Source organism: Chryseobacterium mucoviscidosis (genome assembly GCF_002177115.1).
In the GTDB taxonomy this organism is placed as follows: domain Bacteria; phylum Bacteroidota; class Bacteroidia; order Flavobacteriales; family Weeksellaceae; genus Chryseobacterium; species Chryseobacterium mucoviscidosis.
Genome location: NZ_MVAG01000122.1, coordinates 443,037 through 458,259, shown reverse-complemented (window position 1 = coordinate 458,259; position 15,223 = coordinate 443,037). Strand labels below are relative to the sequence as shown.

The window sequence follows — 15,223 nt, the reverse complement described above, 5'->3', positions numbered from 1 at the left end:
ATTGTTTTCAAAGCGCTTCTACTCGGAGCGCTTTTTTATTTGATTTAATAAACTGACAAATGTTAGGCAATAAAAATTACTTTATTTAAAGCATTTTTGCTATTTTTAAGAACTTAAATTCGCAATAATATGATCAAAGATAAAGTAGCATACATCACAGGTGGAACAAAGGGAATTGGTTTCGGAATTGCCAGAATTTTACTTGAAAACGGAGTTTCAGTTGCATTTTCGGGAAGAAAAAAAGAAGATGTAGAAAAAGCTGAACAGGAATTAAAGCTGATTTCTGAAAATGTTCTGGGAATTGTATCGGATGTAAAAGTTCTTGAAAACGAAGAAAAAGCGGTACAACAGACAAAAGAAAAATTTGGCAGACTCGATTTTGTGATTGCAAATGCCGGTTTGGGAATTTTTAAGCCTGTTGATGAACTTTCTGCTGAAGAGTGGAATGATATGATTGAAACAAATCTGACAGGTGTTTTCTACACATTAAAAGCTTCCGTGGAAGAACTGAAAAAAACAGAAGGATATTACATCACCGTTTCAAGTCTGGCGGGAGCAAATTTCTTCGAAAACGGTACGGGCTACAATGCCTCAAAATTTGGCGTAGTAGGTTTCACGCAGGCTGCAATGATTGATTTGAGAAAGTATAACATCAAATCTACGGTAATTATGCCGGGTTCTGTAGCCACGCATTTCAACGGAAATATTCCTTCGGAAAAAGACGCATGGAAGATCCAGCCCGAAGATATGGGGAATCTGGTTTTGGATATTTTAAAAATGAACCCGAGAGTTTTACCGAGTAAGATCGAATTTCGGGCAACAAAACCCACTAAATAATGACTTTAATGCATTGAATAGTAAAATAATAAGTACTATGCATGCATAATATATTTTTTATTTATATTAGCGAAACATAATTTAACTGAAATTTAAAGTTTCTTTAAATTTTATTGAAGCATAAAAATAGTACACATGGAACCGAAAAGTTTCATCTGACCATTAAAACAATAAGAACAACATATGAAAATATTAGTTTGTATAAGTAGTGTTCCGGATACTACTTCCAAAATTAACTTTACAGCGGATAAATCTGCATTCGACAAAAATGGAATTCAGTGGGTAATTAATCCTCTTGACGAATTTGCGTTAACAAAAGCAATAAAATTACAGGAATCTCAAGGTGCTACAGTTACAGTAATTAATGTAGGAGATGTTTCTACAGAGCCTGTTGTAAGAAAAGCTTTGGCAATTGGGGCAAACGATGCCGTAAGAGTAAATCTTGATCCTAAAGACAGTTTCTCTACAGCTAAAGAAATTGCAGCAGTTGCACAAAACGGCGGATACGACTTAATCCTTTGCGGTAAAGAATCGATCGATTATAACGGAGGTTCTGTTCCGGGAATGGTTGCTCAGTTATTGAACCAGCCTTTTGTAAATGCTTCTGTAGGTTTAGAAGTAAACGGAAGCGAAGCTACTGCAGTAAGAGAAATTGAAGGAGGTAAAGAAACCATTTCTGTAAAATTACCGGCTGTAATCGCGGGTCAGAAAGGATTGGTAGACGAAAAAGATCTTATCATTCCTAACATGAGAGGAATTATGTCTGCAAGAACAAAACCTTTGCAGGTAGTGGAACCTACTTCTTCTGAGGTGAAAGTTCAGGGAGTTTCTTATGACAGCGTTCCGCCAAGAGCTGCTGTAAAACTGGTTTCTCCGGATAATTTGGATGAATTGGTAAGATTACTTCACGAAGAAGCGAAAGTTATCTAATATTGAGGCTAAGACTGAGTTTTAAATTTAAATTCTAAATCTTAGCCTAAACCTAAACCTTTAATTTTTTAAAATTCAAAAAATGGCAGTATTCGTATACGCAGAAAATATAAACGGAGTTTACAAAAAAGCGGCTTTTGAAGCAGTTTCTTATGCTAAAACTGTTGCAGATCAGGCAGGAGATACCGTAACGGCAATCTCTGTAAACCCTACAGATTCTTCAGATCTATTATATAAATATGGAGCATCAAACGTAATCAACATTAAAGACGAAGGTCTTAAAAGTTTCTCCGCTAAAGCTTACGCTCAGGCGGTAAGTGAAGTGGCAAACGGAAACATCATCGTTTTCCCTCATACAACAGATGCTTCTTCCATTGCTCCGATGTTGGCAGTAATGAACGGACATTCTTTAGTTACGAATGTACTGGAAGCTCCTGAAAGCCTTTCTCCGTTTCAGGTGAAAAGAAGAGCTTTTTCAGGAAAAGGATTTATGCATGCAAAAGCAGAAGGGAACGGAGTTATTGTAACAGTATCCCAAAACGCTTTCGGAGTGAAGGAAAATGCAGTTTCAGGTTCAGAAGAAGTAAAAAATCTGTCTGTTGCAAATGAAGATACTAAAGTAATCTCTCACGAGCAGAGTTCAGGAAAATTAGACCTAAAAGAAGCGGAAGTAGTTGTTTCAGCAGGAAGAGGAATGAAAGGTCCTGAAAACTGGGGAATGGTAGAAGATCTTGCAAACGTTTTGGGTGCAGCTACAGCTTGTTCCAAGCCGGTTTCAGACATCGGATGGAGACCTCACTCAGAACACGTAGGACAGACCGGTAAAGCAATCTCTCCCAATCTTTATATTGCCATCGGTATTTCCGGAGCAATTCAGCATTTGGCGGGAGTGAACTCTTCTAAAACAATCGTTGCAATCAACAGTGATCCTGAAGCACCGTTCTTCAAATCAGCAGATTATGGAGTAGTAGGAGACGCTTTCCAGATTATCCCTGCATTAACAGAAAAAATTAAAGCTCTTAAAGGATAAAAAAAAGTGAATTGATAATCGTCAATTATTTCAGATATAAATTTTTAATGGATATCTCGAAAAATTCACTTACGAAGTAAAATTGGCAATGTCGTTAATTCACAATTCGCATATAAAAGCCCATTTCGGGCTTTTATTTTTGTCTAAAAAGTAAAAAAAACTTTGAAAAATTAATCTATATTTGTAGCTATGGATTATAAACAGTTAATTATACGCGGGATATCGTACAGCCAGACACAATCCGGGGCGTACGCACTACTATTGGAACATGAAGAAACACATATTAAATTACCTGTTGTTATAGGGAATTTTGAGGCACAATCCATTTCTTTGGGGCTTGAGAAAGACATTCATCCCCCTCGTCCTCTTACACACGATTTATTTACAAAATTTATACATTCTGCAAATTACGAACTTGTATCCGTTATCATCTATCAGATTGTAGACGGCGTTTTCTTCTCAAATATCAACTTTAAAAATAAGGCTACTGACGAAGAACTTATCTTAGATGCAAGAACTTCTGATGCGGTAGCGATGGCAGTGCGGTTTGATGCGCCTATTTTTACCACACAACAGGTGCTGAACGAAGCCGGAATTCTACTGGAACTGGAAGATGTATCCAAAGAAGAACAGTCATTTTCCGAAACCGTTCAGGCAGAAGATAACCTGAAATCCATTTCAATGGAAGAATTGCAGAAGTTATTGGATGAAGCAGTGAAAGAAGAAGATTACGATACTGCTCTTGAAATTCAGGAAGAAATCAGGAGGAGAAAGAAAAAAATTGACTAAAAGAGATTATTTATACTGACTTATGAACTTAAAATTACGACTGACCATCTTAAGTTTTCTGCAGTTCTTCGTTTGGGGAGCATGGCTGATTACGATGGCTAATTTTTGGTTCGGTACAAAACATTGGGACGGAGCGCAGTTTGGTGCTGTTTTCGGAACCATGGGGATTGCTTCCATTTTTATGCCGACCATCACCGGAATTATTGCCGACCGTTGGGTAAACGCAGAAAGAATTTTTTCAGCGTTACATATTTTATACGGTATTGTGCTTTTCATTCTGCCTCACTCGGCGGATCCCGGTTCTTTCTTCACGGTAATGCTTGTTGCCATGTGTTTTTATATGCCTACAATTGCATTAGCCAATTCAATATCTTATACTATTCTTAAAAATAGTGAGTTGGATGTGGTAAAAGATTTTCCTCCTATCCGTGTTTGGGGAACTATTGGTTTTATTGTAGCCATGTGGATTACCAATCTTACAGGAAACAAAGCTACGGAAGGACAGTTTTATATTGCAGGAGCGGTTGCTGTTTTCTTAGGAATTTACGCTTTAACGTTACCAAAATGTCCTCCACAAAAATTAATAGACAAAGAAGCACCATTGTCGGAGCAATTAGGCTTAAATGCTTTTAAACTGTTCAAAGATTACAAGACAGCTTTGTTTTTCTTATTTTCCATGCTTTTAGGAGCGGCTTTACAGCTTACTAATGCTTACGGAGACGTATTCCTGAGTGAATTTGAACATTTTCCGAAATATGCAGACTCTTTCGTAGTGAAAAGATCTACCATTATTATGTCCATTTCTCAGGTTTCTGAAACTTTGTTTATTTTGGCGATTCCTTTCTTTTTAAAACGATACGGAATTAAAAAAGTAATGTTGATTTCAATGTTTGCCTGGGTTTTAAGATTCGGTTTCTTTGCTTATGGTATTCCGGAAGGATTTGGCTTAAGTTTAATCATTCTTTCATGCGTGGTTTACGGGATGGCTTTCGATTTCTTCAATATTTCGGGATCGCTTTTTGTGGAAACCACTACCGATAAAAAAATACGTTCCTCGGCTCAGGGATTATTCATGATGATGACGAATGGTTTTGGAGCGGTTTTCGGAAGTTATGCAGCAGGCTGGGCAATTGATAAATTCTTCACCCACAAATTTACTACCGCTTCTTCACTGGCAAATTATCTTGAAACAACGCCTGATAATCAGACTTTTTTAGGAATTCTGCAAAAGAGTTTCAATTCTGCGGTAAATCCGGACGGGACGCTGTCTTCTATTGTAATGGTAAAAGACTGGCATAATATCTGGCTTTCTTTCGCAGCCTATGCGTTGGTTTTAGCTCTTTTATTTGCTGTTCTGTTCAGGCACAAACATACCCCTATTCAGACATCAGATATCAAACATTAATTTTATCGTATTGATAACGAATATATTAAATTGCACTTTCAGAAAAAGTGCAATTTTTTTTGATATTCAGGCAACCCTTTCAAAAATATCTCGTCTTATAAACAGAAACTAATTAATGAAGAATTTAGAAGAGAATTTTAAACTGGCAAAAAAGCAGGATCGGAGAAATAAGAAAACTTTTAAATTAAAATTCTTAAAAGGAACATAGTAGTCATATAAAATATAGCAAGATATTCCAGATAGGTTAAATATTTTCTTTTTTTGGGAGAAAATTTTCTTTCAACCGGATCCGCTTAATATTTTCGTGAAAAAAGATTTCACACCCATATTTAATGATCAGGCAAAAATTAATAACAAATATGGCATTCAGATAGGACTGGAGCTGTTATATATCAATTTTTAATATGAATCTTCATCATAGAAAAACACACTTTTTGAAGTGTGTTTTTTTTTGTATTTTGGCACTTTAAGAAATATGAAAAATATTCAGTTATTAGGATTGATATTGGTGGTTGCAGGAAGTTTTCTGCCACTTGTTCACGTTCCCATCATCGGAAACTGGAACTATTGGAAGCTCGATCATTCTCTGGCAATAATCTGTTGGATTTTGTCGGCAGGAGCCCTGTTTGGTATTGCAAACAATAACGCAAAAGTTTCGAAGATTTTTGGAGTTCTTTTAGTCGTCCTGTTTATTTTTACACTCATCGCTGTAAAACTTCAGGCTTCAGATTACTTCAGCTTTATGCCGTTTAAATCCTGGCAGGATAAACTGGCAGGAATTGTAAAGTTAAAATGGGGCTGGATCTTAGAATTTTTAGGAGCATTCATCATCATTTTAGTTAAAAATAATAAAGTAAAAGCATAATTCACGTATGAATTTTTTTAAAATATTTTCGATCGGAGTATTTTTTCTTGGTGCATCATACGCAAATGCACAGACGAAGGTGGCAGCAAAAAATAAACCTGTTGACAATCCTGCAAAATGCGCCAACATCAAAGAAGGGAAATTCTTTAGAATGAATTATCCTCCCAATCTTTGGTACATGACCGTAAAAGATAATATACAGACCGAATATTATAACGACGGTAAAGATTTTATAAAATTATCCATGGTTTTTGTAGGCGACTGCGATTATAAATTAGTCGTTGTTGAAAAAAGCGAAAAAGAACATCCCATAAAAGTAGGCGATGTTTTAAGCAATAAAGTTCTTGCCACGCAGGATAATTATGTAAAAATCCAGTCAAAATTCGAGAACGATACCTACGATTTTGTATTGGTAAAAGTAAAAGAAAATAAAAAATAAACAGCCGGATCATATAATTCGGCTTCAACTAAACGTAAAAAATAGAATTATAAAAAATGAAAGAAGTATTCATCGTTTCCGCAGTAAGAACTCCGATGGGAAGTTTTTTGGGAAGTTTATCAGCAGTTCCTGCAACTAAACTGGGAGCAGTTGCTGTAAAAGGAGCATTAGACAAAATCGGTCTGGATCCTAAACAGGTTCAGGAAATCTATATGGGGAACGTTTTACAGGCGGGAGAAGGACAGGCTCCGGCGCGTCAGGTTGCTTTGGGAGCGGGACTTTCTAACGAAACGCCTTCTACTACGGTAAATAAAGTTTGTGCATCCGGAATGAAAGCAGTTTCTATGGCTGCACAGGCAATTAAAGCAGGAGATGCAGACGTAATTGTTGCAGGAGGGATGGAAAATATGTCCTCAGTTCCACATTACTATAACGCAAGAAATGCGGCAAAGTTGGGCGATGTAAAAATGCAGGACGGAATGGTTCTGGACGGTCTTACAGATGTTTACAACAAAGTTCACATGGGAGTTTGTGCAGAAAAATGTGCAACAGATTACAGCATTTCAAGAGAAGAGCAGGATAATTTCGCCATAGAATCTTACAAAAGAGCAGCAAAAGCCTGGTCTGAAGGTAAATTCGCTGATGAGGTTGTCCCTGTGGAAATCCCTCAGAGAAAAGGAGATCCAATCGTTTTTGCAGAAGATGAAGAATATAAAACCGTAAATTTCGACAGAATTCCTTCACTTCCTACAGTATTCAAAAAAGAAGAAGGAACAGTAACGGCAGCAAACGCTTCTACATTAAACGACGGAGCTTCTGCTTTAATTCTTGTTTCTAAAGAAAAAATGGAAGAATTGGGACTTAAACCTTTGGCAAAAATCGTTTCTTACGCAGATGCAGCGCAGGCTCCTGAAGACTTCACTACAGCACCTGCAAAAGCTTTACCGATTGCTCTTAAAAAAGCAGGGTTAGAGGTTTCAGATATCGATTTCTTCGAATTCAACGAAGCTTTCTCTGTTGTAGGTTTGGCAAACAACAAAATCTTAGGGCTGGATGCTTCTAAAGTAAATGTGAACGGTGGAGCCGTGGCAATTGGTCACCCTCTTGGAAGTTCAGGATCAAGAATTATCGTGACTCTTATCAACGTTTTAAAGCAGAATAACGGTAAATACGGCGCAGCAGCAATCTGTAACGGAGGTGGCGGTGCTTCTGCAATCGTTATCGAAAATATGCAATAATCATTTATATTGATATATTCAGAATCCGGAAGTTTTACTTTCGGATTTTTTTTTGGAGCTTTTTCCCGCTTTCCGCACTCGCTATTTTGGGATTCGGCGGCGGCAAAAGCCGCCGCCGAATCCCAAAATGAGCTCAGACAAAGCTGCAATCGGGGCTACAACTACACCCATCCATAGAAATTATCGGTAAAAATCATTTGAAAGGTTAAAAAACTTTTAAAAATCAAACTCAATTAAAAAAATACAATGCCTAATTGATGTAGAACGTTTTTTCGTCCGAAAAATAGTCAGACACAATAGGAACCATTTTCAGATAACTTACGCATCCTGAAAAACCATTTTACGTACAGCAACTTTAACCCAATAATAAAATTTCCTTCAAACAAAATAAAAAACTACGAATATTCAGCGGTTTTGCTATTTTTGTGTTTATTAATATTTATTTGAAATGTCTGAAATTGAGAACCTGCAAACTCAAAACATAAAGAATAATCCAAAGATCATGAAAGCTTGGGCGGTTTATGACTGGGCAAACTCCGTTTATTCTTTGGTAATTACTTCTACTATTTTCCCTATTTACTATTCTATTCTTACCACAGCGTACGAAAAGAAAGAATATGTAGCGGAAACAAAATCCTGGATTGATGTCCCTGTAAGACACATGATTAAGATCTTCGGAAAAGAATATCAACCCGATGCCGTGTACGGATATTCCTTAACAATTTCCTTCTTTGTAGTGGTTTTATTATCTCCGTTTTTATCTTCTTTGGCAGATACAATAGGAAACAAAAAATCTTTCCTTCAGTTTTTCTGCTATTTAGGCGCTACCTCCTGCATGGGATTGGCAATGTTTACCGGAATGCACAACGTATTCTTAGGGTTACTCTTCAGCATTACCGCAAGTGTCGGATTTTGGGGAAGTCTGGTATTTTACAACTCCTTTTTACCGGACATTGCAACCAGAGACAAGCAGGATGCACTTTCCGCAAAAGGATACGTTTACGGATACATCGGATCGGTAGTTTTGGTAATAATCTGTTTACTTTTAATCCAGGTTTTTGCAAAAGGCGCTGCACAACAGTTGCTTTTCACAAGAATCAGCTTTTTATTAACCGGAGCTTGGTGGTTCGGTTTTTCTCAGTATACCTTCAAACATTTGCCTCAGTTCGGTGATGTGAAAGAAAAACTTCCGAAAGACTTGGTGCTTTTAAACTATAAAAACATCTTCAAAAGGCACAAAGAACAGGGTGGATTCTTCGAAGTTTTAAAAGACAATTTAAGCTTCTATAAAGATATCGCTAAAGAAAGCTTTCATGAATTGTTTAAAGTAGGAAAAGGTCTTTTCAAAGATAGAAACTTGAAATTTTTCCTTTCCAGCTTCTTTTTTTACAGCGTAGGAATGCAGACCATTTTCCTGATGGCAACCCTGTTTGGGAAAAGTGAGATCAATCTTCCACAGGATAAACTCATCGGAACACTTTTGGTCATTCAGATTGAAGCCATCATCGGAGCCGTAATTTTCTCAAGATTATCAAGAAAAATCGGAAACAAAAACGTAATTACCATTGCAATTATTCTTTGGATCGTTGCCTGCATCTGGGCATATTTCCTAAACAAAGAAAACCCTACAGTAGAATATCAGTTTTATGGTGTAGCTGCTGTTGTAGGTTTGGTAATGGGAGGACTTCAGGCAATGTCCAGATCTACCTATTCCAAACTTTTACCCGAAAACTCAATGGAAAACACAACGTTTTTCAGTTTTTACGATGTTCTGGAAAAAATTGCCATCATTGTCGGAACATTTGTTTTTGCTTTATTTATCGACAAATACGATTCTTTAAGAGCCATTTTTGCTAAAATTGATGTTACGCTGCCTTCTGCTTCAGGAATGAGGTTCGCAGCATTTTCAATGGCATTGTTTTTCTTTGTAGGATTAATTTTAATACGATTTTTGAAGCTCAATACCCAGAAAAAATAATTCAAATTATATTTTTAAAAACTTAAGGCGCTGATAAAGCGTCTTTTTTATTTTATCATCATGAGAAATTATATATTTTATGGTATAATTAAATTTTTCATTACTTTTAACAATTAAAAAATGTGAAAATATTATTATTTATTCACTGTGTTTTGATTTTTTTTGTTTATTTGCAAATCTAATAAGTCGTTAAAATGATTAAGAAATTTCTAACTCTCTGTATTTTGCAGTCTGCGGTTTTTGGCTTCTCCCAAAACATGAGACCTGTAGCCCAAAAAGTCTCGGAATACCATACCCAAAAGAAGAACTTTGAAAAGTTCGATTTATTCACCATCAACAAAAATTCAGAAAAACTTGCCGAATACAAAAGAGTGGCAACCGATATTTCTGTGCTGAATATCGATTCTAAGCAGCTCAAAAAGTTAGTACACGAAAAACCTGAATATCTTGAAATTTCTTTTCCTTTCAATGAGAAGCTAATTACTTTGGAATTGTATAAAAATCAGATATTTACAAACGATTTTAAAGTAACTACCAACAAAGGCGAAATCGTAGATTATACACCCGGAGCGTATTATCAGGGAATTGTAAAAGGAGACAATCAATCCGTGGTCGCGTTCAGCTTTTTTGAAGATGATGTGGTAGGAGTGGCTTCCACCCCCGAACTGGGAAATGTAATTCTCGGAAAAGTTAAAAATTCTACAGACTTTGTAAGCTATTCAGATTCAAAACTTACAGGATTAAATCCTTTTGTCTGCGGTGTGGATGAATTAACGGATAATCATAATCAAAAGATATCTTTCGATCCGGATGCCAAGAAAACAACAGGAAAGGTCATGACGCAAAACTGCGTAAGAATTTATTACGAAGTTTGCTACACACCTTACACAAACAACGGATCAAATACAACCACCACAGCGAATTGGTTAACCGCAATTCATAACAATATCTCAACGCTTTACAGCAATGATGATATCAAAATCGCTTTAAACGAAATTTATGTGTGGACAACGGCAGATCCTTACACCGGAACACCAAATGCAAATCTGGCAAGTTTCAGAACCAACCGACAGACTTTTAACGGTGATCTTGCTCATTTGGTTAATCAGCCCTCTACAACAAGTGTTGCTTACATCAATTCTCTTTGTACAACAAACAGACATGCCTATTCCGGAGCTTCACAAACATATAATAATGTTCCTGTCTATTCCTGGACCATCGAAGCGATGACTCACGAAATGGGGCACAGTTTAGGTTCGCCTCACACTCATGCGTGTGCGTGGAACGGAAATTCAACAGCAATCGACGGATGCGGAACACAGGCTGGTTACCCTGAAGGAACCTGTGCAACAGGACCTATTCCTTCTTCTACAGTGAAAGGAACCATCATGAGTTACTGTCACTTAGTTTCAGGAGTAGGAATTAATTTCGCAAACGGTTTCGGTCCTCAACCGGCAGCTTTGATCAGAAATACAGTGGAATCCAAACCTTGTTTAGGAATGAATTGTACAACGGCATGTTCTACAACGGTGACTTCACTTTCTGTTTCCAACATTACACAGATTTCAGCAAACGCAACATTTACAGATGCCACATCGGCTTCATGGAAATACAGACTGGCGAAATATGACGGAACGGTTGTTTCCAGCGGAACGACTTCCACACAATCCTTAAGCATGGCAAATCTTCAGCCCGCAACCTATTATCTTTTATCAGTAGGAACAGACTGTTCTGCGGGTTACCAGAGAACGCAGATGTTTTTAACAGATGGAGACTGGTGCGACGGAGCGCAGTTTACAGACACAGGAGGAACAACTTCCAACTACGGAGACAGCCAGACTATTGTGAAAACTTTTTACCCAAGTTCAGGAGCTTTAACGATGAATTTTACAGAATTCGGTCTTGAGCAGGATTATGATTTTATGTATATTTATAACGGTCCTTCTACAAGTTCTCCTCTGTTTGCGAATGGAAATGGTTTAACAGGAACTGCTTTACCGGGAACATTTACATCTACCCATCCTTCCGGTGCAATTACGGTAAGATTTGTGTCCGATCCTGCAGTAAATGATATTGGCTGGAAAGCGAATTTCTCCTGTGCGGTTTTGGCGGTGGAAGATGTTAATACAAAAGACAATACGGTTAATATTTATCCGAATCCGGCAAGAAACACCATTACAATTTCTTCGAAAGATGCTTTAAAATCATTCAAGATTTATGATGAAGCAGGAAGATTAATTAAATCTGAATCTTCATTAAAAGGCAATAAACATGATGTGACTATTTCTTCTATGCAGACAGGAAATTACGTAGTGACGGTAGAAACAGAAAAACAGAAAATTACCAAAAAACTGATTAAGCAGTAATTTTAAGCTCCTTCATTTTTTAATAATAAACTGCAGACAGACAGTTTTATACATAATGTAAAAAAGCCTGATTTTTTCAGGCTTTTTTTGTATATTTATAGTAATAGGAATCCTGATTTTAGATTTAATTAAAATTTAAGAATATTTTGCTGTTAAAATTTGTTAGAATTCGGCGCGGGATTTGCTTATATTCACTAGAATAGTATTAAATTTGCAAAAAAATTTATTTAAATAAATGACAAACCCATTATTTTACGCAAAAATTCTTTTGTTCGGAGAATACGGAATCATAGAAGATTCCCAAGGTTTGACATTACCTTATAGTTTCTATAAAGGTACCCTCAAGTTCTCTTCACTGGATTCCGAATTTGAAAAAAAATCCAATGATCATCTTAAAAAATACGCAGATTATCTGCAGAATTTAGAACTTCCTGAAACTTTTGAGCTTAATGTTTCAAAGTTTAAAGAAGAAATTTCTGAAGGATTATTCTTCGACAGCAATATTCCTCAGGGATATGGAGTAGGAAGTTCCGGTGCTTTGGTTGCTGCAATTTTCGAAAGATATTCTGTTTCCAAGCATGAGCCTGAAAATATTTCAAAAGACGAACTGAAAAGTCTTCGAACAGTTTTTGGCTTAATGGAAAGCTATTTCCACGGAAAAAGCTCAGGAATCGATCCTCTTATCTGCTATATGAATCTTCCGATTCTTATTGAAAGCAAAGAAAGTGTAGATAAAGTTGCCATTCCGGAAAGCGAAGCCGGAAAAGGGGCAATATTTTTAATCGACTCCGGAATGACTGGCGAAACAGGACCGATGGTTCAGATTTTCTTTGAAAAAATGAAGACCGAAGGTTTCAGAAAAACCCTGAAAGAAGAATTTATCCGTTACAACAATGCTTGTATCGATGCATTCCTTAAAAAAGACATGAATCCGTTTTTCAGAAATCTGAAAAAGCTTTCTCATTGGGCGTATGAACATTTTCGTCCCATGATTCCGGAAAGTTTATTCAACGTCTGGAAAAAAGGCTTAGATTCCAATGCATATTATTTAAAACTCTGCGGAAGCGGCGGCGGAGGTTATATTTTAGGTTTCACCAAAGATTACGAAAAAGCAGAAAAAATGCTTGATGGCTTCCATAAAGAAGTGATTTACAGATTCTAAAAATTGTTGTGAATGAATTCTGAAAAAGAAACTTTCCAACAGAGAAATTATATTCAAAAATCTTTTTTTTACAGATTTTCACAATTTGTGGGCTTTCTTTTGGGAGCTCGCTTTTTTGTTGCCGTTCTGCTGATTTTTGCCCTCTATGTTTCCACATTTTTCCTCTTTAATCAGGATGAAAATTTCAGAAAATTCGTATTCGATTTTAAAGTTCACGGGATTATTTTCTGTACGGTTCTTACGATTCTTGCCGGAGGAATCATCAATCAGTTTTACGATTTCGAAAAAGATCATGTTGTAAAGCCTTTCAGAACGAGGATTCAGAGCTTCATTAAGCAGAAATATTTTCTTTATGCTTACCTCGTTTTAAGTGTGATTTCTTTAGGAGTCGCATGGATGATTTCGCATAATGTTTTTGCATTTTTTGTAGTTTATCAGTTCTTTATGTGGTTTTACAGCCATAAACTCAGCAGGATTTTAATATTAAACAATCTTACCTTTGTAAGCCTTACATTGTATCCTTTTTTCGGAATGATGGTGTATTATGAAACCTTTTCTAAGAAAGTTTTACTCATGGCGGTTTTTCTTTTTCTGATTCTTTTATGCATTGATATTGTAAAAGATACGTTAACAAAAAGCGTTGATAAAGCATTTGGATACACAACAATTCCCAATTATTTTAAAAGCAGGAACACCAAAACAATTATCGTTTCTCTGCTCATCATTACCATGGCAGTATCCATGAAGCTGATCATGAAAACAGGAATTGCAGGATTCATGGCGTATTATTTTACTGCCGGATTATTTATTTTCATCCTTTGTGTTTACCTTATTTTAAATCATACAAGAAAAAGCAATTTCGTTACGCTTAATATTCTCAGAATTTGGGTTTTTATTGGGATAATCGCAATGCTTCTCAACGGGCTGGAAGGTAAATTATAAAAAATTTTCTTTATAAAACCTGATCCTTTTCTTACCTTTGCAGAACCTTAAATTTATAAAAAGTAATGCCCATTTTTAACGATACTAAAGTCGCATTTGCGGATAAATCCGATGCACAGTTAAGAAAAGCGTATTGGATGTTCAAAATGATTGAGCAGCCTTCTCTTACAAAAATTGGAACTTCTGTTCTTAATTTCACCGTTCATAATAGTTTTCCTTTCGTTACCGGAATTGTAAAAAACACTTTGTTTGAGCAGTTTTGCGGAGGAGAAACCCGTGAAGAAAGTATAAAGGTAGTGAAACAGCTTTTCAGAAGAGGAGTCGGAAGTATTTTCGATTATTCTATTGAAGGTAAGGAAGACGAAGAAACTTTTGATGCGGTTTGCAAAGAGATCAAAGATATCGTAAGATTTTCTGTAGGAAATCCGGCAATTCCGTTTATCGTTTTTAAACCTACAGCTTTCGGAAGAATTGATTTGTACGAGGCTGTCGGAAAAAATGCTGAACTCACAACAAGCCAGAAAGAAGAATGGGATAGAGTGGTAAAAAGGTTTGATGAAGTCTGTAAACTTTGCCACGAACACGACAAAAAAGTAATGGTGGATGCCGAAGAAACCTGGATGCAGGATGCAGCAGACCATCTTTGCGAAGAGATGATGGAGAAATACAATCAGGAAAAGCCGATTGTATGGAATACCATTCAGATGTACAGAACCGGAAGACTGGAGTATATGGAAGCGCATTTTCAGCGAGCGAGAGAAAAAGGCTATTTTATCGGGTATAAGATCGTTCGTGGAGCCTATATGGAAAAAGAAAGAGCAAGAGCCGCAGAAAAAGGCTATGCAGATCCTATTCAGCCGACAAAAGATGCTTCCGATAAAAATTACAATGCAGGAATTGATTTCGTTATGAATCATTTAGACAAAGTTTCGGCATTTTTCGGAACCCACAATGAAATTTCTTCAGAGCTTGTCATGGATAAAATGAAAGCGAAAGGACTGGAAAACGGAAATCCTCATATCTATTTCGGACAGCTTTACGGGATGAGCGACAATATTACGTTCTATCTGTCAGATAAAGGCTATAATGCGGCAAAATACCTTCCTTACGGACCTGTAAAAGACGTTGTGCCTTATCTTACCAGAAGAGCGCAGGAAAATACTTCCGTTGCAGGACAAACCGGTCGTGAACTGGGTCTGATTAAAAAAGAACTCGAAAGAAGAAAAGCAAGCAGATAAATTT

13 protein-coding genes are annotated in these 15,223 nt (G+C 36.6%); all 13 read left to right on the top strand.

What is annotated here, in order from left to right; genetic code table 11:
* The first annotated feature begins 129 nt into the window (after positions 1-129).
* The 13 genes from B0E34_RS13930 (at position 130) to B0E34_RS13870 (ending at position 15,219) form a co-directional block, all read left to right on the top strand.
* Positions 130-837 carry an SDR family oxidoreductase gene (locus B0E34_RS13930; protein WP_087710352.1) on the top strand — a complete coding sequence of 236 codons (708 nt, stop codon included), beginning with the start codon at positions 130-132 and terminating at the stop codon, positions 835-837.
* A gap of 183 nt (positions 838-1,020) precedes the next feature.
* The gene (locus tag B0E34_RS13925; RefSeq protein ID WP_087710350.1) at positions 1,021-1,767 is read left to right on the top strand and encodes an electron transfer flavoprotein subunit beta/FixA family protein; all 747 of its coding nucleotides are present in this window, start codon (positions 1,021-1,023) and stop codon (positions 1,765-1,767) included.
* Between the two features lie 82 nt (positions 1,768-1,849).
* A complete protein-coding gene (locus B0E34_RS13920; protein WP_087710348.1) occupies positions 1,850-2,797 on the top strand; it encodes an electron transfer flavoprotein subunit alpha/FixB family protein in 948 nt (315 codons plus the stop codon).
* A gap of 189 nt (positions 2,798-2,986) precedes the next feature.
* Positions 2,987-3,586, top strand: a complete 600-nt coding sequence (locus tag B0E34_RS13915; protein WP_087710346.1) for a bifunctional nuclease family protein — start codon at positions 2,987-2,989, stop codon at positions 3,584-3,586.
* Positions 3,587-3,608: 22 nt separating this feature from the next.
* Positions 3,609-4,991, top strand: coding sequence for a nucleoside permease (locus tag B0E34_RS13910; RefSeq protein WP_087710344.1), 1,383 nt, complete (start codon positions 3,609-3,611; stop codon positions 4,989-4,991).
* Between the two features lie 475 nt (positions 4,992-5,466).
* Positions 5,467-5,856, top strand: a complete 390-nt coding sequence (locus B0E34_RS13905; RefSeq protein WP_087710342.1) for a hypothetical protein — start codon at positions 5,467-5,469, stop codon at positions 5,854-5,856.
* A 7-nt stretch (positions 5,857-5,863) separates the two neighbouring features.
* The gene (locus tag B0E34_RS13900; RefSeq protein WP_087710340.1) at positions 5,864-6,295 is read left to right on the top strand and encodes a hypothetical protein; all 432 of its coding nucleotides are present in this window, start codon (positions 5,864-5,866) and stop codon (positions 6,293-6,295) included.
* Between the two features lie 56 nt (positions 6,296-6,351).
* Positions 6,352-7,533, top strand: coding sequence for an acetyl-CoA C-acyltransferase (locus B0E34_RS13895; protein ID WP_087710338.1), 1,182 nt, complete (start codon positions 6,352-6,354; stop codon positions 7,531-7,533).
* A 448-nt stretch (positions 7,534-7,981) separates the two neighbouring features.
* Positions 7,982-9,511 carry an MFS transporter gene (locus B0E34_RS13890; RefSeq protein ID WP_087710336.1) on the top strand — a complete coding sequence of 510 codons (1,530 nt, stop codon included), beginning with the start codon at positions 7,982-7,984 and terminating at the stop codon, positions 9,509-9,511.
* Between the two features lie 194 nt (positions 9,512-9,705).
* Positions 9,706-11,877: a T9SS type A sorting domain-containing protein gene (locus B0E34_RS13885; protein WP_087710334.1), complete on the top strand. Its 2,172-nt coding sequence runs from the start codon at positions 9,706-9,708 to the stop codon at positions 11,875-11,877.
* A 235-nt stretch (positions 11,878-12,112) separates the two neighbouring features.
* The gene (locus B0E34_RS13880; RefSeq protein WP_087710332.1) at positions 12,113-13,039 is read left to right on the top strand and encodes a mevalonate kinase family protein; all 927 of its coding nucleotides are present in this window, start codon (positions 12,113-12,115) and stop codon (positions 13,037-13,039) included.
* A 12-nt stretch (positions 13,040-13,051) separates the two neighbouring features.
* Positions 13,052-13,981: a UbiA family prenyltransferase gene (locus B0E34_RS13875; protein WP_076390125.1), complete on the top strand. Its 930-nt coding sequence runs from the start codon at positions 13,052-13,054 to the stop codon at positions 13,979-13,981.
* A gap of 65 nt (positions 13,982-14,046) precedes the next feature.
* Positions 14,047-15,219: a proline dehydrogenase family protein gene (locus B0E34_RS13870; protein WP_087710330.1), complete on the top strand. Its 1,173-nt coding sequence runs from the start codon at positions 14,047-14,049 to the stop codon at positions 15,217-15,219.
* Positions 15,220-15,223: the final 4 nt, after the last annotated feature.